The following is a 23,903-nucleotide window of genomic DNA, read 5'->3' as shown; positions in this document are numbered from 1 at the left end:
GCGGGGCGGGCGTCCCCGGGAGGCTTGTGGCATGACGAAGACATCGCTCAAGCGCCCCGTCCGCCTTTCGCTCGCCCGCTCCGCCGTCCTCGATGCGGCGGGGATCCTCCTCCCCGTGCGTTGCGCGGGGTGCGGCGCCGGCGACCGGTCCGTGTGTTCCGTCTGCGAACGCGCTCTCTCGCCGGAGGTCGCGGCCAATGCCCTCTCCGGCCTTCCGATCTGGTCGGCTTTGCGCTACGACCGAGCCGCCCGCCGCATCCTGCTCGCTTTCAAAGACGGCGACCGGACGGATGCGGCGACGTTCCTCGCACGGTCTCTCCGGCCCGCGGTGGCCGAGGCGCAACGTGCGATGGGTCCCGCGTCCACCGCGGCAGCCGGTGCGGCGGCGCTGCTCCCGGTGCTCATCCCGTCCACTCGATCCGCCTGGCGACGACGGGGTTATCACCCGACAGGGATGCTCCTGTCACGCTCCCGGATGCTCGTCCCACCCCTGTGGCGCGCGCTCCGCCTCGCGCGTCAGACGGCCGACCAGGCCGGGCTGCCGGGAAACCGGAGAGCGGAGAATCGCGCTGGCAGTATGAGCGCTTCCCCGCGGCTCGCGGGACGGCGCTGCCTCATCGTCGACGACATCCTCACGACCGGCGCCACGGTGACCGAGGCGGCTCGCGCCATCGCGGAGGCCGGAGGCGAGGCGGTGGGCGCGGTGACGCTCGCGCGCACTCCGCTACGGGGAGGTCCTCAGGGGTCCTCAGTGCGGGACGCCCATGAAGGAGGTTCATGAAAAAGGCCTCACGGAGAAGACCCTCGTGACGAGACGGCAGTGGGACAGCGCCCCTCCCCTCGCCCGCGCGAAAGCGTTCAGCGAGCGTTCGGGGGATTCATGAACATAACATATGTTTTTTGTTCAGAATCCCGGGGCTGGGCACTACGGTAGTCCAAAAGGCGTGAGCGAATCCGCCCTCCGTGATCCGGGCGAACATCACACCGGATCAGGGAGGTCTCCATGGACATCAACATCATCGGACGCAACCTGGGAATCACTGATCGCTTCCGTGAATACGCGGCCGAGAAGTCGGAGAAAGTCGCTCACCTGGCAGAGCGGGCCATCTCCTTCGAGATCAAGGTCAGCCGTCACAATGAGAAGCTCGGCACCCAGAACGGCGACGACCGCGTCGAACTGACGCTCGTCGGCCCGCGAGCCACTGTGCGCTCGGAGGCCACGGGGACGGACAAGTACGCCGCGTTCGATATCGCGCTCGGGAAGCTTCTCGAGCGGGTCCGGCGAGCGAAGGACAGGAGGAAGGTCCATCGCGGGCAGCATCGCCCGACCTCGCTGCGCGAGGCGAGCACCGAAGGGTTCAGCGCTGTCGGGCTGTCCGCGGCATCGGTGGCGGTGCTCGAGCAGGTGCGCACCGGGAGCGTCCCGACGATCGCGGCCGACGCGGAGCCCGTGGACGCAGAAGAGCAGTACTGCCCGGTCGTGATCAGGCGGAAGGTCTTCGCGAGCGTGCCGATGACCGTCGATGACGCGCTCTACTACATGGAACTCGTCGGGCACGACTTCTACCTGTTCGTCGACCAGGAGACGAAGCGGCCGAGCGTCGTCTACCGGCGCAGGGGCTGGGACTACGGCGTGATCTCTCTGGACGACGACGCTGAGGAATTGCAGGAGGTCGCGACGGCGAGCCGCAAGCTCGGCTGAGTCCGGAACGCGCCGATGGCGCCCGCCATCGGCGCTTCTTCGTTCGGCGCGCTCGGAGCCGCCTCTCAGCATCCGCTGCTCGTCCTGTGCGGCTGAGCAAGTACGATGTCCCTAGCGTTGCCGGAGCCTACCGTCGGCGTGCGTCCGCCGTGGCGCGGGCATCACCGGCCCGATCGAGCAAAAGTGGAGTGCATCAGTGGCCTCAGTTCTTGAAAAGGTTCTCCGTGTCGGCGAGGGCCGCGTCCTCCGGCGCCTGGAGGCGTACGCGAAAGCGGTCAGCGCCCTGGAAGACGATTTCAGCGCCCTGACCGACGACGAGCTCATGCATGAGACCGTCGAGCTCCGCGAGCGCTACAGCAAGGGCGAGTCGCTGGACGATCTTCTCCCGGAGGCGTTCGCCGCTGTCCGCGAGGCTTCCAAGCGCACACTCGGGATGCGGCACTTCGATGTGCAGATCATGGGCGGGGCCGCCCTCCACCTGGGCAACATCGCCGAGATGAAAACCGGTGAGGGCAAGACGCTCGTCGCCACAACGGCCGCGTACCTGAACGCGATCACCAGCCGCGGCGTCCACGTCATCACGGTGAACGACTATCTCGCGAGCTACCAATCCGAGCTGATGGGCCGGGTGTTCCGCGCGCTCGGGATGACGACCGGCGTCATCCTCGCCGGGCAGACTCCCGAGGAGCGCCGCGAGCAGTATGCCGCAGACATCACCTACGGCACGAACAACGAGTTCGGCTTCGACTACCTGCGCGACAACATGGCGTGGCAGGCGAGCGACATGGTGCAGCGCGGCCATTACTTCGCGATCGTGGACGAGGTGGACTCCATCCTCATCGACGAGGCTCGCACGCCGCTCATCATCTCCGGTCCGTCCTCGGGCGAGGCCAACCGCTGGTTCAACGAGTTCGCCAACCTCGCCAAGCGCCTCGAGCCGCAGATCGACTACGAGGTGGATGAGAAGAAGCGCACGGTCGGCGTGCTGGAGTCCGGCATCGAGAAGGTCGAGGACTACCTCGGCATCGACAACCTCTACGAGTCGGCGAACACCCCGCTCATCTCCTTCCTCAACAACGCCATCAAGGCGAACGCTCTGTTCAAGCGCGACAAGGACTACGTCGTGATGAACGGCGAGGTGCTCATCGTGGACGAGCACACCGGCCGCATCCTGGTCGGCCGCCGCTACAACGAGGGCATCCACCAGGCGATCGAGGCGAAGGAGGGCGTGGAGGTCAAAGCCGAGAACCAGACGCTCGCGACCGTCACCCTCCAGAACTACTTCCGTCTCTACAAGAAGCTCTCCGGGATGACCGGCACCGCCGAGACCGAGGCCGCCGAGTTCATGAGCACCTACAAGCTCGGTGTGGTCCCGATCCCGACGAACAAGCCGATGCAGCGCATCGACCAGGCCGACCTCATCTACAAGAACGAGAAGGCGAAGTTCGACCAGGTGGTCGAAGACATCGCCAAGCGCCACGAGAAGGGCCAGCCTGTCCTCGTCGGCACCACGAGCGTCGAGAAAAGCGAGTACCTCTCGCGCCTGCTCGCCAAGAAGGGCGTCCGCCACGAGGTCCTGAACGCCAAGAACCACGCCCGAGAGGCCGCAATCGTCGCGCAGGCGGGCCGTCTCGGCTCGGTGACCGTCGCCACGAACATGGCCGGCCGTGGCACCGACATCATGCTCGGCGGGAACGCCGAGTTCATCGCGGTCGCCGAGATGAACGCGCGCGGTCTCTCGCCCGTGCAGACGCCCGAGGAATACGAAGCCGCCTGGAACGAGGTGTTCGGCGGGGTCAAAGCCACGGTCGCCGGAGAGGCGGAGAAAGTCATCGAGGCCGGTGGCCTGTACGTGCTCGGCACCGAGCGCCACGAGTCGCGCCGCATCGACAACCAGCTGCGCGGTCGATCGGGCCGTCAGGGCGACCCCGGCGAGAGCCGGTTCTACCTGTCGCTGACCGACGATCTGATGCGCCTGTTCAACGCGGGCGCCGCCGAGAGCCTCATGGGCCGCACCAGCGTTCCGGACGATATGGCGATCGAATCCAAGGTCGTCAGCCGTGCCATCCGCAGCGCGCAGTCGCAGGTGGAGGCGCGGAACGCCGAGATCCGCAAGAACGTCCTCAAGTACGACGATGTCCTGAATCGCCAGCGCGAGGCGATCTACGGCGACCGCCGGCACATCCTCGAGGGCGACGACCTGCACGAGCGCGTGCAGACATTCCTCACCGACGTTGTGGACGACATTCTCGATCAGCACACTGGCGAGGGCAGCGGAGACGATTGGGACTTCGATGCGCTGTGGGCCGAGCTGAAGACGCTGTACCCGGTTGGCGTCAGCATCGACGAAGTCATCGCGGAGGCCGGGAACAAAAGCCGGATCAACCGTGACTTCATGCGGCGTGAGATCCTCTCCGACGCCCGGATCGCCTACAAGAGACGCGAGGAGTCGCTCGGTGAGCCCGCCATGCGCGAGCTCGAACGCCGTGTCGTCCTCTCGGTGATCGACCGTCGCTGGCGTGACCACCTCTACGAGATGGACTACCTGAAGGACGGCATCGGCCTGCGTGCGATGGCCCAGCGCGATCCCCTGGTCGAGTACCAGCGCGAGGGCTATGCGATGTTCCAGCAGATGATGGGCGCGATTCGGGAGGAGACCATCGGCTTCCTGTTCAATCTGGAGGTCGAAGTCAACCAGGCTCCGAACGAGGTCGAGTCGCCGGCCGTCGCCGCCAAGGGCCTCACCCGTGGCGACAGCGAGGCGCGTCTCAGCTATTCGGCCCCGGGCGAGCAGGGTGAGGTCGAGGTCCGCAACCAGCGCGGTCAGATCGAGCAGGCGGCGACCGCGCGGGCTCAGCGTTCCCAGCAGCACAGCTCCGTCGCCGAGGCTGCGCCGGAGCAGGGGTCGACCCAGCGCGGCGCCTTCGGTCAGCGGGTCTCCGCCGCAGACGATGCCGCCCCCGCCAATCGCGCCGAGCGCCGGGCGCAGAAGAAGCCCCAGAAGAGGCACTGACCGAGAAACCGGATCCGCGAAACCGGACGGCGGGGTGGTCCCGACAGGGCCGCCCCGCTGTTTCGTTCGTGTTCCATCTTTCGAACGATGCCGCCGGAGCCATCCCCGCGAAGACTGGACGACATGAGATCTTCTTTCATCGCGGCCACGGTCTTCCTCGTCCTCGGGCTCGGCTCCGGGCTGTTCTTCCGCGAATTCACGAAAGCCGGCGACGTCCAGGGAGCGACCCAGCTCAGCCTCGTTCACGTACACCTGCTCGTGCTGGGGTTCGTGGTGTTCTTGCTGGTGCTGATCCTGGATCGCCTCTTCGGGCTGGCGCACGGCCCCCTGTTCGCCTGGTTCTTCTGGACCTACAACGCGGGCCTGCTGCTCACCGCCGGTGCCATGACGGCGCACGGGACTCTGACGGTCCTCGGCGAGAAGAGCGGCGCCGCAGTCGCGGGAATCGCCGGAATGGGTCACATCCTGCTGACGGTGGCGCTGGTGCTGTTCCTGGTGGCGCTCGGCCGCCGGGTGTTCGCTGCCGCTGTCGACGACCCGCAGCGTTCCTGACCCCTCCCTCGTCTTCGTTCACGTTGACAGAGACACGGCGGATCGCAGGGGCGGTCACCGATCCAGCCGCAGACCCGTCATCCCCTGAAAGAGGCACGGAGAGAGCGCTACGGAGACGGTGGAGGTGGCATCATGATGGCCACCCCCTTCACCGGGTGAGGCTCATGAATGTGAGGTAACGGATGACGATGAATCAGTGGGTTTCGGCATAAGTCCACGAGTTTTGTGCTGCGAGCTCCCAATAGGTCACGTGAATTTCGTGAGTTGCATAATTGAGTTCTCGACATTCCCGGTGACACGGCGGTGACCATCGACGTTCTGGACGACAGGGCCACCTGACGCACCTCCGCTGAAGTTCTCGCAATCGTCCATGACACGAAGGTTCGGGCCGACAGTGTGAAACAGCGTCTGGATGTCATCAGAGCATTTCACGGGAACGTCGCCGTTCTGTATCGCTCCGGGGTAACCATAGGCATCGGCGGGGCCGGTCGGGTGGTAAGCAAAGATAATCCCACTCGGAGTCGGGCCGCTTTGCCCCAGCACAGGATGTCCGGGGTGAGTGCTTCCCTCCGCTTGAGGCTCGTTTCTTGTGTCCACCTTCAGGAAGGCGACGTCGAATCCGTCACCGTGCTGAAGAGCCCACCCATTCGGTGTCACGCTCCAAAAAACGTCAAAGCTTCCAAAAAGCGGAGAGACGATGAGGACCCCGGTATCCCGCATAGAAAACCAGATGATCAATGACGTGAGGTTTCTCTGCTACGCAGTGACCGGCCGTGGAGATGACGCTGAGGTTTTGTGCTTCGACAGCGTTGGCGGAACAACGCCACGGCTGGTTGTCCTTACGTCCGAACAGAACCCCCAGGCTGTCGATTTCAGCGAGAGGAACAATAGTGGCATTGAGCTGCTGACCAATACCATCGCGGTCAGACACACCGGCTTTCTCATCGGCTTGCTCAAGGCGCTCTGGAGTCCAGTAGCGGCGAGTTTTCTCTCGTTCTCGAGGGCTATAGCTGAGAACGGAAACCCCATCAGGGTCCGCAGAGCCGTGGTCGACCGTGTAGCCCGGGTCGACGCCGGAGGCCATCGTCGGGGAGGCGCCATCGGCCAAGAGAGCCAGAGGCAGAAACGCCGCACTCACAATGCCAATAACACATCTTTTTGAAAACATGGCCTGAAAATACTCTCAAGCTGCTCAGCCGTCAAGGGGGGCGCGGCAGAAGTGGCGAGTGCCCCGGCCGAGAGTCCTGAACGATGAGTCATCGCCCAGATCTTCCGTCGGGGTCACAACTCGCCCGCACCATCGCCCGCTACGGCTGCGTCGCCCTGGTCTGCATCGACGAACCCGGCTGCACGGAACCCGACCACCGCGGCGTCGAGCTTCTCTTCCCCGTCCTCGCCGAACGCGAACAGAGGAACTCCGTCGCGATCGCCTCCACCCAATCCGTTGACGGGGCGGGCACTGTGGCCCGCCCCGTCAACGTTGTCGGCCCGCGAGTGGAGGAGTCTCTGATCTCTTGGATCGAGTTCTTAGGGGCGTGCCGCCTCTCATCTCCCCCTTTTCCGGCCCCCGACGGGGCCTTAGATCACATGGATCGCCGAGGCGCGCCAGCGCGATCGGTGCCGCTCCAGCCGGATCGCGACGGCCCGGGAACGGGTCGGCTGATGAACCATCATCACCGCCTCAGCGACCGTGTCCCCGAGCAGCGAGACCATCGGCTTCCCCACCCGGCCGCGCGGCCGGCGCTCGTCCACGCCCGCGACGGCACGATAACGGGCGGCGATGACCATCCGGCGCAGGATATGGATGTAGACACGAGTCTGTGACCCACCGCCCGATCTGTTCGAGCGCGCGCACGCCGGCGATGATCTCGACGACGCAGAGGGCGAGAGTGGCGCAGAGTGCGGCGGCGTCGGCGCTGAGGTCGGGCGAGGAGACGGGGAGCCCACGGGCGCCGGCATCGCGCGTCGTTGCGACCGCCTCGCCGTCGGCCGGTGATTCGTCCGCCGAGCCGAGGCCGAGGGATGCTCCGGGCGTGTCCGGACGGTTCCGGGGGTGCGGCATCATGTCGTGGTCCTCTCTCCTGGGCCGTTTGCTGTCGAGCGCGTGGTTCACCCACCCAAACAGCAGGCCGGGCAAAGGTACAGAGCGTAAAAGCACAGAAAAGCATGCCTTGCGTTTTTGTCTTGCTTGTGCGATACTCCAGAGATGCCGACCCGGGAGCTGACCCGCATACACTGGTGACGTGTCGACGCTCAGTGATCTCGTTCATGCCCAGGGCCGCTCATCCGAGGCCGACGTCGAATGGTTGCACGGGCTGGTGGGCGACTGGCAGCTGCTGGCCGATCTCGCGTTCGCGGACATCGTGCTCTGGGTGCCGACGGCCGATGACGATTTCGTGGCGGTCGCCCACGCGCGGCCCTCCAGCGCGGCGACGCTGTTCTACCGGGACTTCGTGGGCCAGCGGATCAAGCCGGAGTGGTCGCAGCAGGTGACGGACGCGTACCGGACGGAATCCATCATCGACACGTCCGCGCCCGACTGGTACGAGGAGACGCCCACCCGGGTGCGCGCGGTTCCGGTCATCCGCCGGCTGAGCGTCCACTCGCCGGAGATGGCGGAGGAGCCGATCGCGGTGATCACCCGGCACACCAACCTCAGCGAGGCGCGCACGCCGAGCCGGCAGGAGCTGACATTCAACGACTGCGCCAACGACCTGTTCACGATGATCGCGACGGGGGACTTCCCCGATCCGGGAGCACCCGCGGCCCCTCGGCGTGGCGCTCCTCGTGCTGCGGACGGTCTGATCCGGCTCGGTGTCGATGGCATCACCACGTTCGCGAGCCCGAACGCGCTGAGCGCCTTCAACCGGATGGGGTTCACCGGGGAGCTGGAGGGCGAGTCCCTCGCGACCGTCACCACGAAGCTCTTGGCGGGCACGATCGCGGTGGACGAGTCCCTGCCGCTGGTCGTGACCGGTCGTGCGCCGTGGCGGACCGACATCGAGGCGCGCGGCGTCACTGTCTCGCTGCGCGCCATCCCGATCCGCAACCGCGGCGAGCGGGTCGGCGCGATCGTGCTGTGCCGGGATGTGTCCGAGCAGCGGCATCAGGAGCGCGAACTGATCACGAAGGACGCGACCATCCGGGAGATCCACCACCGGGTGAAGAACAATCTCCAGACGGTCGCCTCACTGCTGCGCATCCAGGCCCGGCGCACCCATTCCGAAGAGGCGCGCGAGGCGCTGAGCCAGGCGATGCGGCGAGTGGCTGCGATCGCCGTCGTCCACGACACGCTCTCCACCGGTCTCGATCAGATCGTGGACTTCGACGATGTGTTCGACCGGGTGCTGCTCCTGGTGGCGGAGGTCGCCGCGAGTCACACGACGACCGTGCATCCGAAGCGGACGGGCCGGTTCGGCTCGATGCCGAGCGAGTATGCGACTCCGCTCGCCCTCGCGCTGACGGAACTGGTGACGAACGCCGTCGAGCACGGGCTGGCCGGGCGCGAAGGTCAGGTGGAGATCGTGGCCGACCGCACCGCGGACTTCCTGACGGTGAAGGTGGTCGACAACGGCTCAGGTCTGGCGGAGGGCAAAGTGGGTTCGGGTCTCGGCACCCAGATCGTCCGCACGCTCATCCAGGGCGAACTGGGCGGTGCGATCGATTGGCACACGATGATGGGACAGGGCACAGAGGTGACTATCGAGGTTCCGCTGCGCTACCTGACCAAGGGGTGACGCCGCCCCGGCCGTGTCATGGGGAACGAGGGCCGAACCGGGGTCGGGATCGCGCGGGCTCAGGAGGCGCGGCGGGCGCGGGCGGCACGGCGTTTGAGGGCGCGGCGCTCGTCCTCGGAGAGGCCGCCCCAGACGCCCGAGTCCTGGCTGGTCTCGAGGGCGTACTGCAGGCAGATCTCGGTCACGGTGCAGCGTGCGCAGACGGTCTTGGCCTTGTCGATCTGGTCGACAGCGGGGCCGGTGTTGCCGACCGGGAAGAACAGTTCGGGGTCCGCGGTCAGGCAGGCGGCTTTGTCGCGCCAATCCATGAAAATGTGCTCCTTGTTGTTTGCTAGGTTTCTCCCGGCCGCAGAGGCCTAGGATGCAGGTAAGCAGTCGGGTTACAGGGTTCAGACCCGTGAGAAACGAGACATGCCCACGACCCTGTGAGCGTTAACTCGACCTCCAATATGCTCCCATAGCGGTTAACTCGAATCAATAGTTTTGTATGAGACAACCCTGTGAACACACGCTCGAAACGTTTGGATGCTAAAGTGCCCGCCCTGTCTTCCCCCCGTCGGCCGCCGCTGCTGGTGGCGCTGGCCGTGATCCTCGGTCTGGAGTCCGCTCTTGTCACCGCTCTGGCGGTCTGGCTGCTGGTCGACCTGCTCACGATCGTCCCTGAGTCGTTCGCGACGGCGATCGCGATCTTCGTGCTCACAGCGCTGGCCGCAGCATGGGCGATCGCGACGCTGGTCGGCATCCTCACGCTGCGGGCGTGGGCGCGTGCCTCGACGGTCACCATCCAGATCCTGATGCTGGCGGTCGCCGTCGGCAGCTTCCAGGGCCTCGTCGCGCGGCCGGATCTGGGGTGGGGCCTGCTCGTTCCCGCGGTCGCCGCCGTGGTGCTCGCCGTGGTCCCTTCGGTCGTGAAGGCCACCGCGCGAAATACTGAGTCACACGAATAGCGCCGGGTTGGGAACAACCCCGAGACTCGGTGGCGTTATGTCTGACATCGTGTCTGAACTCCCCGCCCCACCTGCGCCCGCCCCATTCCTCGCCTCCCCGTCCACCGTCGCGACCGCTCGCGCCGGCTATGACTCGTGGCGTTCCTCGCGGCTGTCCGCCCGTCGCCGGCCCGACGGGGAACCTCGCGCTCATCGAGACGCGCTGGCTGCCCGAGGGCGACACGACGACCGCGCAGGAGGCGCTGGCCGGACACCCCGCGACCGTCACCGCCACCGCGGTCGGGCGCGGCAACCTCGACACCGGCGCGCCTGAGCGAGGCATCCGGCTCTGGGACGCGGCCTCCCCGGCCATCCGGGCCTTCGACACCATCGACGCTTTCCCGTTCGACCCGGCGTGGGTCGTCGAGGCGACGTTCACACCGGTGGCGGGGGAGCACACCGTCCCGTTCGAGCACATCCGGGACAACGGCCTCACCCGCGACAAGGTCGTGCCCGGAGACATCTCCTTCTCGCGCGACGGCGTCGACTACACGCTGAGCGCGTTCGACGACGAGGGGACGCTGCTGCTGGTCTTCGGCGACCCGACCAACGGCGCCGAGGACGACGGCGGGACCTACGCCTCCGGCCGCTTCCTCTTCGTCACCCGGCACGGCGATCGCGCCGTCCTCGACTTCAACCGCGCATTCGTCCCGCCCTGCGGCTTCTCGGACCAGTTCAACTGTCCGCTGCCGCCGCGGAGCAACCGCTTTGCCTTCCCGGTCACGGCCGGGGAGAAGCGCGTCGTGTTCCGCGAGGGCTTCGCGCACTGATCCGCCCGAACGCCCGCCTTCCTCACAGCACAGGAGAACGCCCTTGAGAAAGACTCCCCTTTTCGCCACGCTCGCGATCGGCCTGGCCTCGGCGCTGGCGCTCGCCGGCTGCGCCGGCGGCTCGTCGTCCGCTGGCGGCCCTGACGCGTCCATCGCCATCGGCTCGCTCTATGAGCCCGTCAACCTCGACAACACCGGCGGCGGCCAGGGCGTGACCGAGGCGTTGAACGGTAATGTCTACGAGGGCCTGTTCGCTCTCACCGACGACGGCAAAGTCGAGCCGCTGCTCGCCACCGGCTACACGGCGAGCGAGGACGGCCTGACGTACACCTTCACCCTGCGCGACGGCGTGACCTTCCACTCCGGCACGCCGCTCACCAGCGCCGCGGTGAAGTCGAGCATCGAGCGCGTCCTCGCCGACGGCTCCCAGTCCGCCCGCAAGTCGCAGCTCGCTGTGATCTCCGGCATCGAGACGCTCGACGCGAAGACCGTGGTCGTTACGCTGACGGCGCGGTCGATCTCGCTGCCGTACAACCTCAGCTACATCTGGGTCTACGGACCGGGCACGTCGAACTACAAGACGGCCGAGGACGGCACGGGGCCGTACAAGCTCGGCTCCTGGAAACGCGGCAGTTCGCTCAGTCTCGAGTGCTGGAGCGGCTACTGGGGCGACGCGGCGAAGAACAGGGAGGTCGTCTTCGAGTACTTCACCGACGCGAGCGCTCTCTCGAACGCCCTGCTGACCAACCGGGTCGATATCGTCACGAGTGTGCAGAGCCCGGACGCGCTCGCGCAGTTCCGGAACAATGCGGACTACCGGATCAGCGAGGGGACCTCGACGACGAAAGAGCTCCTGGCCTTCAACGACAGGGTCGCGCCGTTCGACAAGGCCGAGGTGCGCAAAGCTCTCTCCTCGGCGATCGACAAAAAGAAGCTCCTCACGTCGATCTGGGGAGACTATGGCACGCTCATCGGCTCGATGGTCCCGCCGAGCGACCCCTGGTACGAAGACCTCACCGCGGTCAACCCGTACGATGTCTCGCTCGCGAAGAAGGAGCTGGCCGAGGCCGGACTCCCGAACGGGTTCACGTTCACGCTCGACACCCCGACCTACGACCCGCACCCGGCGGTGGCCGAGTTCCTCAAGACGGAACTCGCCAAAGTCGGAGTCACGGTGAACATCAACTCGATCTCCGCCGATGAGTGGTACACGAAAGTGTTCAAGGACCACGACTTCACCGCGACGCTGCAGGAGTACGTCAACGACCGCGATGTGGTCTGGTATAGCAACCCGGACTTCTACTGGGGCTACGACAACCCCCAGGTGACCCAGTGGGTCGCCGAAGCGGAGCAAGCGTCGACCACGGCCGGGCAGACCGCGAAGCTCACGCTCGTGGGCGAGCAGATCGCGAAGGATGCGGCCAGCGCCTGGCTGTACCTGTATCCGCAGATCGTGGTCGCCTCGAAGGAGGTGACCGGCTATCCGGTGAACGGGCTGAACTCGCAGTTCTACGCCTACGGCATCGTCAAGAAGTAGTCCTCCACACCCGCATCGTCCGATCCGCCTCTCCACAGCTGCCCGAGTGGGCCACTACCGGCCGTCCGGGCATCTACGCTGAGAACATCATGGCTGTCTACCTCTTCCGTCGCACGGCTTTCCTCGTGGTGTCGCTGCTGCTCGCCATGGTGGTGCTGTTCTTCCTCCTGCGTGTGCTCCCGGGCGACCCGGCCAACGCGCTGCTCTCCGCGAGCGCGACCCGGGAGCAGATCTCGGCGGCGCGGCAGCAGGTCGGCAGCGACCTCCCGCTGGCGCAGCAGTTCGCGACGTGGTTCGCATCGCTCCTCACATTCGATCTCGGGGAGTCGTTCATCACCTCCCTGCCGGTCGGTCCGGAGATCGCTTCGCGGCTGGTGGTGACGGTCCCGCTGACGCTGCTCTCGTTCGCGCTCGCGGTCGCGCTGGCGCTGCCGATCGGTTTCTTCGCGGCGTGGAAGGCCGACCGGTGGTACGGGCTGGCGCTCTCCGCGTTCTCGCAGCTTGGGATCGCCGTGCCGGTTTTCTGGGTCGGCATCCTGCTGGTCAGCGTGTTCTCGATCGCCCTGCGCTGGTTCCCGTCGGGCGGATTCCCCCGGGACGACTGGGCCGACCCGGCTGCGGCGCTCGGGTCGCTCGCGCTGCCGATCGCGACGATCGCGATTGTGATGAGCGCCTCCCTCTCCCGCTACGTGCGCAGCGCGACGCTGGATGTGATCGGCAGCGACTACTTGCGCAACGCCCGCGCGCTCGGCTCCGGTCTCGGGCGGGCGATGTGGCGGCACGGGCTGAGGAACGGCGCGGTGCCGGTCGTCTCGGTGCTCGGGATCGAGCTGGCGACCACGTTCCTCGGGGCGGTCGTGGTCGAGAGCGTGTTCACGCTGCCGGGGCTGGGGAGCATGCTGCTGAGGGCGATCGAGCAGCATGACTACCCCGGCATCCAGGGCATCCTCTTCGTCTCGACACTGTTCGTCCTGGTCGTCGGCTTCCTGGCCGACATCGCGCAGCGCCTCATCGACCCGCGGCTGCGGCACAGCATTTCGGGGAACCGATGAACGCGGTGGTGGAGCAGGCGGGCGCGCAGGGCCCCGCGCCCGACCGGCGGGCGGGAGCCGGTCGCCGCACGCGGCGGTCGCTGACGCTCGGGCTCGGCCTGGCGCTGGTCGGGCTGGTGGCGCTCGTGCGCAGCGGTCTCGTTCGTGTGGCTTCCGTACGCGCAGGGCGACACCTCGGGCGGGCGGCTGCAACCGCCGGACGCCTCGCACTGGCTCGGGACCGACCGGTTCGGGCGCGATCTGCTGACCCAGCTCATGATCGGCGCCCGGATCGCCCTCGCGGTCGGAGCAGGAGCGGCGGTCATCGGCGCGATCGTCGGTGTGACGGTCGGGATGCTGGCCGCTTTCGCGACGCGCTGGCTGGACCACACGGTCTCGGCTGTGCTCGACACACTGATTGCCTTCCCGACGCTGTTGCTCGCCATGCTCATCGTCGCGGCGCAGGGGGCGTCGCTCGGGACGGCGATCCTCGCGATCGGGCTCGCGCTGTCGGCGGTGGTCGCGCGGCTGACGCGCATCCTCGCGAAGCGCGTGCTGGCGCAGCAGTATGTCACGGCCGCGCGGACGGCGGGGACCTCGTGGGCGGGCATCGTGGGGCGGCACATCCTGCCCAACATCTGGCCGACGCTGAGCGTGAACCTCGCGCTTCAGTTCGGCGCCGCCGTGCTCGCGGAGGCGAGCCTGTCGTATCTGGGGCTCGGGGCGCCGCCGCCGAACGCCTCGTGGGGCCGGCTGCTGCAAGAGGCGCAGGGAACGGTCGCCGTCGCCCCGGCGGGTGCGATCGCTCCCGGTGTGGTGCTCGTGGTCGGAGTCAATCTCGTCGCCGACGGAGTGCGGGACATCGGCGACCCGACGCTCAGGAGGGCGTCTCGTTCCGGCTGGACGAGGGGGAGCGGCTCAGCTTGATCGGCGAGTCCGGCTCGGGCAAATCGCTGACGTCGTTCGCCGTGACCGGGTTGCTCCCCGACGGGCTGACGGCGACCGGGGAGGTCGAACTCGCCGGGGTGCCGGTCATCGGGGCGAAGGAGAGTGTACTCGTGCCGCTCCGCGGGCGGACGGCCTCCCTCGTCTTCCAGGAGCCGCTGACAGCGCTCGACCCGCTCATGCGGCTCGGGAAGCAGGTGGCAGAGCCGCTGCGCTGCCACCTCGGGCTGCGCGGCGCGGGGCTGCGGCAGGCGGTGCTGGAGGCTCTCGCCGAGGTCCGGCTGCCCGATCCCGAACGCATCGCCCGGGCTTACGCACACGAGATCTCCGGCGGACAGCGACAGCGCGTGGCCATCGCCGCAGCGCTGGCCTGCCGCCCCCGGCTGCTCATCGCGGACGAGCCGACGACCGCGCTCGACGTCACGGTCCAGGCGGACATCCTGTGGACCTCCTGGACAGCCTGGTCGCCGAGCGCGGCATGGCGCTCCTGTTCGTCAGCCACGATCTCGCGGATGACCGATCGCGCGCTCGTGCTGCGCGAGGGACGGGTGGTGGAGGAAGGCGCGATCGAACGCATCCTGACCTCGCCGGCCGACCCCTACACGGTGGAGCTCGTCCGCAGCGCCCGCCGACTGGATGCCGCCCTGGAGGTGTCGTGACCGCCATCCTGGAACTGCGTGAGGCCGGCTTCCGCTACCGGCGTGCCCCGGCACGGGCGCTCGACGGCGTCTCGTTCGCGGTCGAGCCGGGCCGGAGCGTCGGGCTCGTCGGGGAGTCCGGCGCGGGCAAGACGACCGTGCTCTCGCTGCTCCTCGGCCTCGCGGAACCGACCGACGGCAGCGTCGAGTTCGACGGCGCACCGCTGGACCGATGGGATCGGGCACGGATGCGGGAATTCCGGCGCAGCGTGCAGACGGTCTTCCAGGACCCCTACTCCTCCCTGAACCCGCGGCAGAGCGTGGGGCGCATCGTCGGGGAGCCGCTTGCTTCGCTGAAGTTCGCCAGCGGTGCGGAGGCCCGCGACCGGGTGGCCGAGGCGCTGCGAGCCGTCGCGCTGCCGGCGGAGGCCGCGCAGCGCTACCCGCACGAGTTCTCGGGCGGCCAGCGCCAGCGCATCGCCATCGCCCGGGCGATCGTGTCGCGACCCCGGGTGCTGCTCGCAGACGAGCCGGTGAGCGCGCTCGATGTGACGACGCGCATCCAGATCATCGAATTGCTCGGCGAGCTGACCGAGCGCAATGGAATGACAATTGTGATGGTCTCGCACGACCTCAGCGTCGTCGCGGCGCTCTGCCGGCAGACCATCGTGCTGCGCGGTGGCCGTGTGGTCGAGCAGGGGTCGACCCGGGATGTCCTCGGCGCCCCGGCCGACCCCTACACGCAGCGGCTCATCGCGTCCGTGCCGCGACTGCCCGCCGCTTGACCGGCGTCCTCAGTCGAGGCCGAGCTTCTTCCGCAGCGAGGCGACGTGGCCGGTGGCTTTCACGTTGTACAGAGGGAGGCGGACGCTGCCGTCCGGGTCCAGAACGAACGTGGAGCGGATGACGCCCTCCACGACCTTGCCGTAGAGCTTCTTCTCGCCGTACGCGCCGTACGCGCTATGCACCGCGAGGTCCTCGTCCGAGAGCAGCGGGAAGTTCAGCCCTTCCTGCTCCGCGAACCGCTTGTTCTTGGCCGGGGCGTCTTTCGAGATGCCGATGACCCGGTAGCCGCTGGAGGCGAGCGAGGTGAGGCTGTCACGGAAGTCGCACGCCTCCTTGGTGCAGCCCGGGGTCATCGCCGCGGGGTAGAAGTAGACGATGACCTGCTCACCGGCGTAGTCGGCGAGCGAGACGGGTTTGCCGTCCTGGTCTTTCAGGGTGAATGCGGGCGCGGTCTGGCCGGCCTCGAGACGAGCTTCAGTCATGCCGCTATTCTCGCAAAGCGCCGCCGTCAGCGCGCGAATGTCGTCAGGAGCCGTTGCAGCGAATCCAGCCGGGCTGTGCCGATCTCGCCCAGCTGCCCGGCTTCGACGGCCTCGACGATCGCGCAGTCGGGGGCGTCCGGCAGATGGGTGCAGCCGCGCGGGCACTCCTCTGCGAGCCGGGCCAGGTCGGTGAACGACGTCAGGATGCTGGCGGTGTCGACGTGCCCGAGCCCGAATGAGCGGACCCCCGGGGTGTCGATGACCCAGCCGTGGCCCGCGTCGTTCCCGACCCGCAGCGAGACGGTCGAGGAGGAGGTGTGCCGCCCGCGCCCGGTCACCTCGTTGACGTGTCCGGTCGCGCGCCCGGCGCCGGGCACGATCGCATTGACGAGCGTCGACTTGCCGACGCCCGAGTGCCCCACGACGACAGTGCCGTGTCCGATCAGAGCGGCTGTGATCTCCTCGACCGGGATCGCATCCCCGCGGCTCGTGAACACCGGCAGGTCGAGCCCCGCGAAGTTGCGCAGGAACGGCGAGGGGTCGGCCAGGTCGATCTTCGTCACGCAGAGCATCGGCTCGATCCCCGCATCATAGGCGGCGACGAGGTAGCGGTCGACCAGCCGGGTTCGGGGTTCGGGGTTCGCGGCGGCGACGACGACGAGCATCTGATCGGCGTTCGCGACGATGACGCGCTCGACCTCGTCGGTGTCGTCGGCGCTGCGGCGCAGCAGAGTCGTGCGCGGTTCGATGCGGACGATGCGCGCGAGGGTTCCCTGCTCACCGGTGGTGTCGCCCACGACCGCGACCCGGTCACCGGTCACGATGGGCTTCCGGCGCAGTTCGCTGGCCCGGGCGGCCGTGACCTCGCGCTCGTGCTCGGCGTCTTCGTCCAGCAGCACCGTGTAGCGCCCGCGGTCGACGCCGAGCACGCGTGCGATCTCCGCGTCCGCGTGCTCCGGGCGCACCTTCGTCCGCGGACGGTTGCCTTTGGGATTCGGCCGGCTGCGGATGGCTGAATCGTCATAGCGGTCGAACTCGTCGTCGTCATCGTCGTCCGACCACCACGACCCCGAGCCGCCGGGCATCAGGGGCGGGCGCTCTCGTCGAGCATCCGCGCCCACAGCTCGGTGAATTGGGGGAGGGTCTTCGCCGTCGTGGCGACGTTCTCGATCTCTACACCCTCGACAGCCAGCCCGACGATCGCCCCGGCGGTCGCCATCCGGTGATCTTCGTAGCTGTGCCACACGCCGCCCGTGAGCGGCCTCGGCTCGATGCGGAGGCCGTCCTCCAGCTCGGTGACCGCGCCGCCGAGACCGTTGATCTCGGCCGCGAGGGCGGCCAGGCGGTCGGTCTCGTGGTGGCGGATGTGGCCGATGCCGGTGATCTCGCTCGGGCCGTCGGCCAGAGCGGCGATCGCGACGAGGGCGGGCGCGAGTTCGCCGCCGGTCGTCAGATCCAGCCGGATGCCCTGGACGCGCTCGGGGCCGGTGACCGTCAGCCGGTCGTCGTCCTTCGTCACGGTCGCCCCGAACAGTGGCAGCAGGCGGGCCAGGTCGGCGCCGACCTGCGTTGTCGACTCGGGACAGCCCGCGATCGTGACCGAGCCACCGGTGACGACGGCCGCGGCCAGGAAGGGGGCGGCGTTGGACAGATCCGGCTCGATGTCCACGTCGCGCGCGGCGATCGGACCGGGCTGCACGATCCAGCGGCCCGTCTCGGGCGATTCGACGGCGACACCGCGCGCGGCGAGCGCGGCCACCGTCATCTCGATGTGGGGCAGGCTCGGGAGGCGCTCGCCGGAGTGCGTCAGCTCGAGGCCGTTCTCGAAACGGCTGGCTGAGAGCAGAAGGGCGCTGACGAACTGGCTGGAACGGGAGGCGTCCACCTCGATCGCGCCGCCGGCGACCGTCCCGGTGCCGTGGACGGTGAACGGGAGGGCGCCGTGGCCGTCGTCGTTGACCTCCACGCCGAGCGCGCGGAGGGAGGCGATGATCGCGGTCATGGGCCGGCCGCGCGCGGAGTCGTCCGCGTCGAACATCGTCGGGCCGAGCGCGAGCCCAGCGATCGGCGGCACGAAGCGCATGACCGTCCCGGCCTGGCCGCACTCGACGGTGGTGCTGCCGAGCAGCTCGTCGGCGGGGGTGACCAGGAAATCCGAGCCGAACCCTCCTGAGCCTTCTCTCTCCTCGATGCTCACGCCGAACGAGCGCAGCGCCTCCACCATCGCGGCGCTGTCGCGTGAGTGCAGCGGCGCGCTCAGCAGCGAGGGGCCGTCTGCGAGGGCGGCCAGAACCAGTTCGCGGGCGGTCAGCGACTTGGACCCGGGGAGGGAGACGGAGGCCGAGACCGGTCCGGGCGCGACGGGAGCGGGCCACAGCGCGTTGGGCTTCTCCACACGGGTGTCGCCGTAGGGATTGAAGTCGGGGGTGGAATAGTTCGAGATCAGCATTGTTGTCAAGGGTATCCGTGTTCTCGCTGGAAGGAAGGATCGGCCTGTGGCGTCCACTCCCGCTGTTCTGAACGCTCCCCGTTCGATCCCGCGCGCCCGCGGCGGCGCGGCGGGCGGAGCCGTTGGAGACCGTCCGCGGAAGCCGCAACTAGACTGGCCCCTGATGACCACCGAAACCGAGGATCTGGGCGCTCTGTTCGAGGAGCAGGCGCTGCCGTTCATGGACCAGCTCTACGCGGCGGCGCTCCGGATGACCAGGAACCCGGCCGATGCGCAAGACCTGGTGCAGGAGACCTACGTCAAGGCGTTCGCTGCTTTCCGGCAGTTCCAGCAGGGCACCAACCTGAAGGCCTGGCTGTACCGCATCCTCACCAACGCCTTCATCAACACCTACCGCAAGAGACAGCGCGAGCCCTACCAGGGGACGATCGACGAACTCGAGGACTGGCAGATGGGAGGGGCGGAGTCCACGACCGCCTCCTCGAGTCGCTCGGCCGAGGCGGAGGCGATCGACCACCTGCCCGATAGTGCCGTCAAGGACGCGTTGCAGGCCATTCCCGAAGACTTCCGGCTGGCCGTCTACCTCGCCGATGTCGAAGGGTTCTCCTACCAGGAGATCGCCGACATCATGAAGACCCCGATCGGCACGGTCATGAGCCGTCTCCACCGCGGCCGCCGGATGCTCCGGGAGCTTCTGACCGATTATGCGCACGAGCGTGGTTTCTCCGCCGTCCAGGAGGACCGGGCCGTGCAGACCCCCAGGAGCACGACATGACTGACTGCGGATGCGAGAAGGCCAAGGCCGAACTCGAAGAGTATCTGCGCAACGAGCTCTGCAGCGAGGCTGCTGCGGATGTGCGCGAGCACCTCGCCAACTGCGACGGCTGCTCCGACGAGCTGCACCTGAACATCGTCCTCACCGAGGCGGTGCAGCGCGCCTGCAAGGAGACCGCTCCCGAGACGCTGCGCGCCGAGGTGCTGATGCGGATACGGTCGTTTCAGACGACGACCCACTGATCCCGGGCGGCCTCAGCGTCGCTGCACCTGGCGGAGGAAGAACAGGCCGCCGAGGCGGTGGGTGGTCAGGACGGTCATGCGGTCAACCTACGCCCGGGTTTCTCTGGGAACGATCACACTTCCCCTGTGACGACGTCGACGTTCCCGTCTCCTCGTGATGACTCCACGAGAGAACGACGGGTAGCGGAAAGGCTCAAGGGATCCGTCACGGTCTCTTCACCGCGAAGGGAAGCGCGGGAAGCGAAGAGCCCCGGTTCCGTCTGAACCGGGGCCCGCTTGCTCGCCGCTACAGCTTCAGCGCCCGCTGGATGAGCACCGTCTGCTCCTGCGCGTGGCGCTTGGCCGAGCCTGCGGCGGGCGACGCCGACGGCGGCCGGGAGACGACGCCCAGCGGGCGCGGGCCCAGCTTCGAGGTCTGCAGGATCATGTACGGCCAGGCCCCCTGGTTCTCGGGCTCGTCCTGCGCCCACACCAGCTCGGCGTTGGGGTAAGAGTCGACGGTCGCCTTCAGCTCGGCGGCGGGGAGCGGGGAGAATTGCTCGACGCGCACGAGGGCGATCTCCGGGTTGGGGTTCTTCTCCAGCTCGCCGAGCAGGTCGTAGTACAGCTTGCCGGCGAGGAGCAGGACGCGTTTGACCGCTGCTTTGTCTCCGATGCGCGGGTCGTCGATCACCGGCTCGAAGCGGCCCGAGGTGAAGTCCGCGATCTCGCTGGAGGCTCCGCGCAGGCGGAGCATCGCCTTCGGCGTGAAGACGACCAGAGGCCGGCGCGGGCGGGCGTACGCCTGGCGACGCAGCAGGTGGAAGTACGACGCCGGGGTGGACGGACGCGCGACGGTCATATTGTTCTCGGCGCACAGCTGCAGGTACCGCTCGATGCGGGCGCTGGAGTGGTCAGGGCCCTGGCCCTCGTAGCCGTGGGGGAGGAGCAGGACGAGCGACGAGCGCTGGCCCCATTTCTGCTCGGCCGAGGAGATGAACTCGTCGATGATCGTCTGGGCGCCGTTGGCGAAGTCGCCGAACTGAGCCTCCCAGAGCACGAGCGCATCCGGGCGCTCCACCGAGTAGCCGTACTCGAAGCCCATGGCCGCGTACTCGCTGAGGAGCGAGTCGTAGATCCAGAGCTTCGCCTGGTTGTCGCTGAGGTTCGCCAGCGGCAGCCATTCCTGTCCGTTGGCGCGGTCGTGCAGCACGGCGTGGCGCTGGACGAACGTGCCGCGCCGAGCGTCCTGACCGGCCAGGCGCACCGGGGTCCCCTCCAGCAGCAGAGAGCCGAGAGCGAGCAGCTCGCCGAAGCCCCAGTCGATCGAGCCGTTGCGGCTCATGTCGCCGCGCTTGCTCAGCAACTGCTGCAGCTTCGGATGCACGCTGAACCCGGCGGGCGGGTTGTTGAAGGCGTCGCCGATGAGCTGGATGACCTGCTCGGTCACGGCGGTCGTCTCCGGTTCGCCGACGTTGTCGTCGTTCTGCTGCGCGATCGGCTGTTCCAGCTCGCCGCCGTCCTGCGCGATCACCGGCGTCGAGTTGGTCTGCGCGGCGTGCGTCTCCATGAAGGCGCGTTCCAAGCGCTCCTGGAAGTCGCGGTGAGCGGCCTCGTACTCCTCTTCGGTGATGTCGCCGCGGCCCACGAGGGCCTCGGTGTACAGGCGGCGCACGGAGCGCTTCGCCTCGATCAGGTTGTACATGAGCGGCTGGGTCATCGAGGGGTCGTCGCCCTCGTTGTGACCGCGGCGGCGGTAGCAGACGAGGTCGATGACGACGTCCCGTTTGAACTCCTGGCGGTACTCGAAGGCCAGCTGGGCCACACGGACCACCGCCTCCGGGTCGTCCCCGTTGACGTGGAAGATCGGCGCCTGGACGGTCTTGGCCACATCGGTCGAGTAGACGGACGTACGCGACTCGGTGGGAGGCGTGGTGAAGCCGACTTGGTTGTTGATGTTGACGTGGATGGTGCCGCCGGTGCGGTAGGCGCGCAGCTGCGACATCTGAAGGGTCTCGACCACGACGCCCTGACCGGCCATCGCGGCGTCGCCGTGGATGAGGATCGGCAGGGTGAGGAAGGTTCCGGCCGGGCGGCGGTCCTGTTTGGCGCGGACGATGCCTTCGAGAACGCCGTCCACCGCCTCCAGGTGCGACGGGTTCGCGGCCAGATAGACCGGGATCTCCTCGCCGCCTGCGCCGTGGAACGTGCCCTCGGTGCCGAGGTGGTACTTGACGTCGCCCGACCCCTGCACGGTGCGGGGGTCCTGGGTGCCCTCGAACTCGCGGAAGATCTGCCCGTAGGTCTTGCCCGCGATGTTCGTGAGGACGTTCAATCGGCCGCGGTGCGCCATCCCGATCGCGACCTCGTCGAGGCTCTCTTCGGCGGCCCCCTGCAGGATGGTGTCGAGCAGTGCGATGGTGGACTCGCCGCCCTCGAGGCTGAAGCGCTTCTGGCCGACGTACTTCGTCTGCAGGAAGGTCTCGAACGCCTCCGCCTCGTTGAGCTTGCCGAGGATGCGCAGCTGCTCGTCGTGGGTCGGCTTCTGGTACGCCCGCTCCATCTTCTCCTGCAGCCACTTGCGCTGCGCCGGGTCCGGGATGTGCATGTACTCGATGCCGACCGTGCGGCAGTAGGTGTCGCGCAGAACGCCGAGGATGTCGCGCAGCTTCATCGTGCGTTTGCCCTGGCTGCCGAAGCCGCCGGTGACGAACTCGCGGTCGAGGTCCCAGAAGGTGAGGCCGTGGGTCTCGATCTCCAAATCCGGGTGGCTGCGCTGCACGTATTCGAGCGGGTCGATGTCGGCCATCAGATGCCCGCGGACGCGGTAGGAGTTGATGAGTTCCTGAACGCGCGCGGTCTTGTCCACGGCGCTCGCGAGATCGACCGAGATGTCCGGGTTCCACTGGATCGGCACGTACGGGATGCGCAGCTCGGCGAAGATGTTCTCGTAGAAACTCCGCTTGCCGGTGAGTAACTCGTGAACGATCTTCAGGAACTCGCCGGAGCCCGCGCCCTGGATGACGCGGTGGTCGTAGGTGCTCGTGAGCGTGATGGTCTTGCCGATGGCGAGCCCGGCGAGCGTCTTCTCGCTGGAGCCCTGGAATTCGGCCGGATATTCGAGCGCTCCGGCGCCGATGATCGCGCCCTGGCCCTTCATGAGGCGCGGCACGGAATGCACGGTGCCGATCCCGCCCGGATTCGTCAGCGAGATGGTGGTTCCGGCGAAGTCGCCGGCCGCGAGTTTGTTGCTCCTGGCCTTCGAGACGAGGTCTTCGTAAGCGGCGAGGTAGTCGCCGAAGCGCAGGGTGTCGGCGCGTTTGATGCTCGGGACGAGGAGGGCGCGGGAGCCGTCCGGCTTCGGCAGGTCGATCGCGATGCCGAGGTTGATGTGCGCGGGGGCGACGACGGAGGGCTTTCCGTCGACTTCGTCGTAGAAGACGTTCTGGCTCGGGAACTCTTTGAGCGCCTGGACGAGCGCCCAGCCGATGAGGTGTGTGAAGGAGACTTTGCCGCCGCGGGCGCGTTTGAGGTGGTTGTTGATGACGATGCGGTTGTCGATCATCAGCTTGGCCGGGATGGTGCGGACGCTGGTCGCGGTCGGGACCGTGAGCGAGGCGTCCATGTTGCTGGCGAGCGTCTTGGACATGCCGCGCAGCGGGGTGACTCTGTCTTCGTCGGCCGTCTCGGCGACCGGGGTGGGGGAGGTGACCGGCGCGTCGGCCGGGACCGGCTGCGGCTTCGGCGCGACCGAGGTGGTGCGCGCGACGGGCTGCTGGCCGATGACCGGGATCGGCGTCGTCACCGGTTTGGGCTCGGCCGGGTGGGCTCCGGCAAGCGTCTGGGGGCCGGCCGGCGCTGTCGGCTCCGGCGTGGCGGGCTCGCTGGGCGTCGGCACGATCGGTTCGGCGGGAGCCGGCACAGTCGGTTCGCTGGGGGCCGGCGCGATCGGCTCGGCGGGGGCCGGGAATGTCGGCTCGCCCGGGGTCGGGACGCCCGGCTCCGCGGGGGCCGGTGCGGCGGTCTCGGCCGGGTCCGGAGCGGAGGCCTGTCCCTCCTTCACCGGGTTGTAGTTCTCCAGGATCGGCCACCAGGACTTGTCGACCGAGTTCTTGTCCTGAACGAACTGCTCGTACAGTTCGTCGACGAGCCACTCGTTGGCCCCGAACTCACCCGACGATCCGTCGTCGGTCCCTACACCGGTCAATTGGCTCGACACAGCCGATCGCCCACTCTCTCCGTTGATTTCGCTACGATCGGGCAGCGATTCACCACCCGC

At 67.8% G+C, this 23,903-nt stretch carries 21 protein-coding genes and 2 pseudogenes; 15 read left to right on the top strand and 8 right to left on the bottom strand.

The genetic code is table 11. From position 1 onward, the window contains the following. Positions 1–31: 31 nt before the first annotated feature. The 4 genes from O159_RS10080 (at position 32) to O159_RS10065 (ending at position 5,267) form a co-directional block, all read left to right on the top strand. Positions 32–781 (top strand): ComF family protein, encoded by a 750-nt coding sequence (locus O159_RS10080; RefSeq protein ID WP_021755707.1) that lies wholly within the window; start codon positions 32–34, stop codon positions 779–781. Positions 782–1,003: 222 nt separating this feature from the next. Further along, positions 1,004–1,702 carry a ribosome hibernation-promoting factor, HPF/YfiA family gene (gene hpf / locus O159_RS10075; RefSeq protein WP_021755706.1) on the top strand — a complete coding sequence of 233 codons (699 nt, stop codon included), beginning with the start codon at positions 1,004–1,006 and terminating at the stop codon, positions 1,700–1,702. Positions 1,703–1,898: 196 nt separating this feature from the next. Continuing rightward, positions 1,899–4,715 (top strand): preprotein translocase subunit SecA, encoded by a 2,817-nt coding sequence (gene secA / locus O159_RS10070; protein ID WP_021755705.1) that lies wholly within the window; start codon positions 1,899–1,901, stop codon positions 4,713–4,715. Between the two features lie 123 nt (positions 4,716–4,838). Continuing rightward, positions 4,839–5,267: a DUF2871 domain-containing protein gene (locus O159_RS10065; protein WP_021755704.1), complete on the top strand. Its 429-nt coding sequence runs from the start codon at positions 4,839–4,841 to the stop codon at positions 5,265–5,267. A gap of 670 nt (positions 5,268–5,937) precedes the next feature. Here O159_RS10065 and O159_RS14615 read toward each other — a convergent pair. Next, positions 5,938–6,351, bottom strand: a complete 414-nt coding sequence (locus tag O159_RS14615; protein ID WP_236609467.1) for a hypothetical protein — start codon at positions 6,349–6,351, stop codon at positions 5,938–5,940. Positions 6,352–6,551: 200 nt separating this feature from the next. Between O159_RS14615 and O159_RS17005 the strand changes: the two are divergent. After that, a pseudogene (locus tag O159_RS17005) lies at positions 6,552–6,710 on the top strand (IS21-like element helper ATPase IstB); the annotation flags it as partial. Between the two features lie 135 nt (positions 6,711–6,845). On the opposite strand, the gene O159_RS16885 reads toward O159_RS17005, so the two are convergent. Together O159_RS16885 and O159_RS16880 are read right to left on the bottom strand one after the other, a co-directional pair. Then, positions 6,846–7,055 carry an Rv3235 family protein gene (locus O159_RS16885; protein ID WP_021755702.1) on the bottom strand — a complete coding sequence of 70 codons (210 nt, stop codon included), beginning with the start codon at positions 7,053–7,055 and terminating at the stop codon, positions 6,846–6,848. An 82-nt stretch (positions 7,056–7,137) separates the two neighbouring features. After that, positions 7,138–7,329: pseudogene (locus O159_RS16880) on the bottom strand (hypothetical protein); the annotation flags it as partial. A gap of 181 nt (positions 7,330–7,510) precedes the next feature. Between O159_RS16880 and O159_RS10055 the strand changes: the two are divergent. Beyond that, complete coding sequence (locus O159_RS10055; RefSeq protein ID WP_021755701.1) at positions 7,511–9,004, top strand: sensor histidine kinase; 1,494 nt, start codon at positions 7,511–7,513, stop codon at positions 9,002–9,004. Between the two features lie 59 nt (positions 9,005–9,063). Here the strand turns inward: O159_RS10055 and O159_RS10050 are convergent, their stop codons facing one another. Then, a complete protein-coding gene (locus O159_RS10050; RefSeq protein WP_011186636.1) occupies positions 9,064–9,312 on the bottom strand; it encodes a WhiB family transcriptional regulator in 249 nt (82 codons plus the stop codon). 225 nt (positions 9,313–9,537) lie between these two features. Between O159_RS10050 and O159_RS10045 the strand changes: the two genes are divergently transcribed. The 7 genes from O159_RS10045 (at position 9,538) to O159_RS10015 (ending at position 15,696) form a co-directional block, all read left to right on the top strand. After that, entirely contained in the window at positions 9,538–9,951 is a 414-nt protein-coding gene (locus O159_RS10045; protein WP_021755700.1) for a hypothetical protein, read from the top strand. A gap of 128 nt (positions 9,952–10,079) precedes the next feature. Then, the gene (locus O159_RS15270) at positions 10,080–10,760 is read left to right on the top strand and encodes a DUF1684 domain-containing protein (protein ID WP_021755699.1); all 681 of its coding nucleotides are present in this window, start codon (positions 10,080–10,082) and stop codon (positions 10,758–10,760) included. 43 nt (positions 10,761–10,803) lie between these two features. Next, complete coding sequence (locus O159_RS10035) at positions 10,804–12,297, top strand: ABC transporter substrate-binding protein (protein ID WP_021755698.1); 1,494 nt, start codon at positions 10,804–10,806, stop codon at positions 12,295–12,297. Positions 12,298–12,386: 89 nt separating this feature from the next. Beyond that, positions 12,387–13,349 carry an ABC transporter permease gene (locus O159_RS10030; RefSeq protein WP_021755697.1) on the top strand — a complete coding sequence of 321 codons (963 nt, stop codon included), beginning with the start codon at positions 12,387–12,389 and terminating at the stop codon, positions 13,347–13,349. A 144-nt stretch (positions 13,350–13,493) separates the two neighbouring features. Next, the gene (locus O159_RS15905) at positions 13,494–14,255 is read left to right on the top strand and encodes an ABC transporter permease (protein WP_021755696.1); all 762 of its coding nucleotides are present in this window, start codon (positions 13,494–13,496) and stop codon (positions 14,253–14,255) included. After that, positions 14,252–14,932, top strand: coding sequence for an ATP-binding cassette domain-containing protein (locus O159_RS10020; RefSeq protein ID WP_021755695.1), 681 nt, complete (start codon positions 14,252–14,254; stop codon positions 14,930–14,932). The genes O159_RS15905 and O159_RS10020 overlap by 4 nt, the downstream gene beginning before the upstream one ends. Beyond that, positions 14,929–15,696 carry an ABC transporter ATP-binding protein gene (locus O159_RS10015; protein WP_021755694.1) on the top strand — a complete coding sequence of 256 codons (768 nt, stop codon included), beginning with the start codon at positions 14,929–14,931 and terminating at the stop codon, positions 15,694–15,696. The genes O159_RS10020 and O159_RS10015 overlap by 4 nt, the downstream gene beginning before the upstream one ends. A 9-nt stretch (positions 15,697–15,705) precedes the next feature. On the opposite strand, the gene bcp is transcribed toward O159_RS10015, so the two are convergent. Genes bcp through aroA form a run of 3 tightly spaced genes read right to left on the bottom strand, consistent with a single transcriptional unit; the run spans position 15,706 to position 18,628 of the window. Beyond that, positions 15,706–16,179, bottom strand: a complete 474-nt coding sequence (bcp, locus tag O159_RS10010) for a thioredoxin-dependent thiol peroxidase (protein ID WP_021755693.1) — start codon at positions 16,177–16,179, stop codon at positions 15,706–15,708. Positions 16,180–16,205: 26 nt separating this feature from the next. Beyond that, on the bottom strand, positions 16,206–17,264 hold the full coding sequence (gene rsgA, locus O159_RS10005) for a ribosome small subunit-dependent GTPase A (protein WP_021755692.1): 1,059 nt from the start codon (positions 17,262–17,264) through the stop codon (positions 16,206–16,208). Then, a complete protein-coding gene (gene aroA, locus O159_RS10000; RefSeq protein WP_021755691.1) occupies positions 17,264–18,628 on the bottom strand; it encodes a 3-phosphoshikimate 1-carboxyvinyltransferase in 1,365 nt (454 codons plus the stop codon). The genes rsgA and aroA overlap by 1 nt, the downstream gene beginning before the upstream one ends. Before the next feature lie 163 nt (positions 18,629–18,791). Between aroA and O159_RS09995 the strand changes: the two genes are divergently transcribed. Continuing rightward, positions 18,792–19,403, top strand: coding sequence for a sigma-70 family RNA polymerase sigma factor (locus tag O159_RS09995; protein ID WP_169725686.1), 612 nt, complete (start codon positions 18,792–18,794; stop codon positions 19,401–19,403). Then, entirely contained in the window at positions 19,400–19,645 is a 246-nt protein-coding gene (locus O159_RS09990) for a zf-HC2 domain-containing protein (protein WP_021755687.1), read from the top strand. Before O159_RS09995 ends, O159_RS09990 begins: the two co-directional genes overlap by 4 nt. 286 nt (positions 19,646–19,931) lie before the next feature. Here O159_RS09990 and O159_RS09985 read toward each other — a convergent pair whose 3' ends face one another. Continuing rightward, positions 19,932–23,843: a multifunctional oxoglutarate decarboxylase/oxoglutarate dehydrogenase thiamine pyrophosphate-binding subunit/dihydrolipoyllysine-residue succinyltransferase subunit gene (locus tag O159_RS09985; protein WP_201766217.1), complete on the bottom strand. Its 3,912-nt coding sequence runs from the start codon at positions 23,841–23,843 to the stop codon at positions 19,932–19,934. Between the last annotated feature and the right edge of the window lie 60 nt (positions 23,844–23,903).

Origin of the sequence: Leifsonia xyli subsp. cynodontis DSM 46306, assembly GCF_000470775.1 — a bacterium.
GTDB classification, from domain to species: Bacteria; Actinomycetota; Actinomycetes; order Actinomycetales; family Microbacteriaceae; genus Leifsonia; species Leifsonia cynodontis.
Note: the sequence above shows the minus strand (reverse complement) of the source record. Positions and strands in the feature narration are given on the sequence as shown.

Bases quoted from the DNA above. Each gene is read 5' to 3' on its own strand.
- O159_RS14615 (WP_236609467.1), bottom strand. From the start codon at position 6,351: ATGGCCTCCGGCGTCGACCCGGGCTACACGGTCGACCACGGCTCTGCG.
- bcp (WP_021755693.1), bottom strand. From the start codon at position 16,179: ATGACTGAAGCTCGTCTCGAGGCCGGCCAGACCGCGCCCGCATTCACC.
- O159_RS10065 (WP_021755704.1), top strand. From the start codon at position 4,839: ATGAGATCTTCTTTCATCGCGGCCACGGTCTTCCTCGTCCTCGGGCTC.
- O159_RS16885 (WP_021755702.1), bottom strand. From the start codon at position 7,055: ATGGTCATCGCCGCCCGTTATCGTGCCGTCGCGGGCGTGGACGAGCGC.
- O159_RS15270 (WP_021755699.1), top strand. From the start codon at position 10,080: ATGACTCGTGGCGTTCCTCGCGGCTGTCCGCCCGTCGCCGGCCCGACG.
- O159_RS10050 (WP_011186636.1), bottom strand. From the start codon at position 9,312: ATGGATTGGCGCGACAAAGCCGCCTGCCTGACCGCGGACCCCGAACTG.
- hpf (WP_021755706.1), top strand. From the start codon at position 1,004: ATGGACATCAACATCATCGGACGCAACCTGGGAATCACTGATCGCTTC.
- aroA (WP_021755691.1), bottom strand. From the start codon at position 18,628: ATGCTGATCTCGAACTATTCCACCCCCGACTTCAATCCCTACGGCGAC.
- O159_RS10030 (WP_021755697.1), top strand. From the start codon at position 12,387: ATGGCTGTCTACCTCTTCCGTCGCACGGCTTTCCTCGTGGTGTCGCTG.
- O159_RS10080 (WP_021755707.1), top strand. From the start codon at position 32: ATGACGAAGACATCGCTCAAGCGCCCCGTCCGCCTTTCGCTCGCCCGC.
- O159_RS09990 (WP_021755687.1), top strand. From the start codon at position 19,400: ATGACTGACTGCGGATGCGAGAAGGCCAAGGCCGAACTCGAAGAGTAT.
- rsgA (WP_021755692.1), bottom strand. From the start codon at position 17,264: ATGCCCGGCGGCTCGGGGTCGTGGTGGTCGGACGACGATGACGACGAC.
- O159_RS09995 (WP_169725686.1), top strand. From the start codon at position 18,792: ATGACCACCGAAACCGAGGATCTGGGCGCTCTGTTCGAGGAGCAGGCG.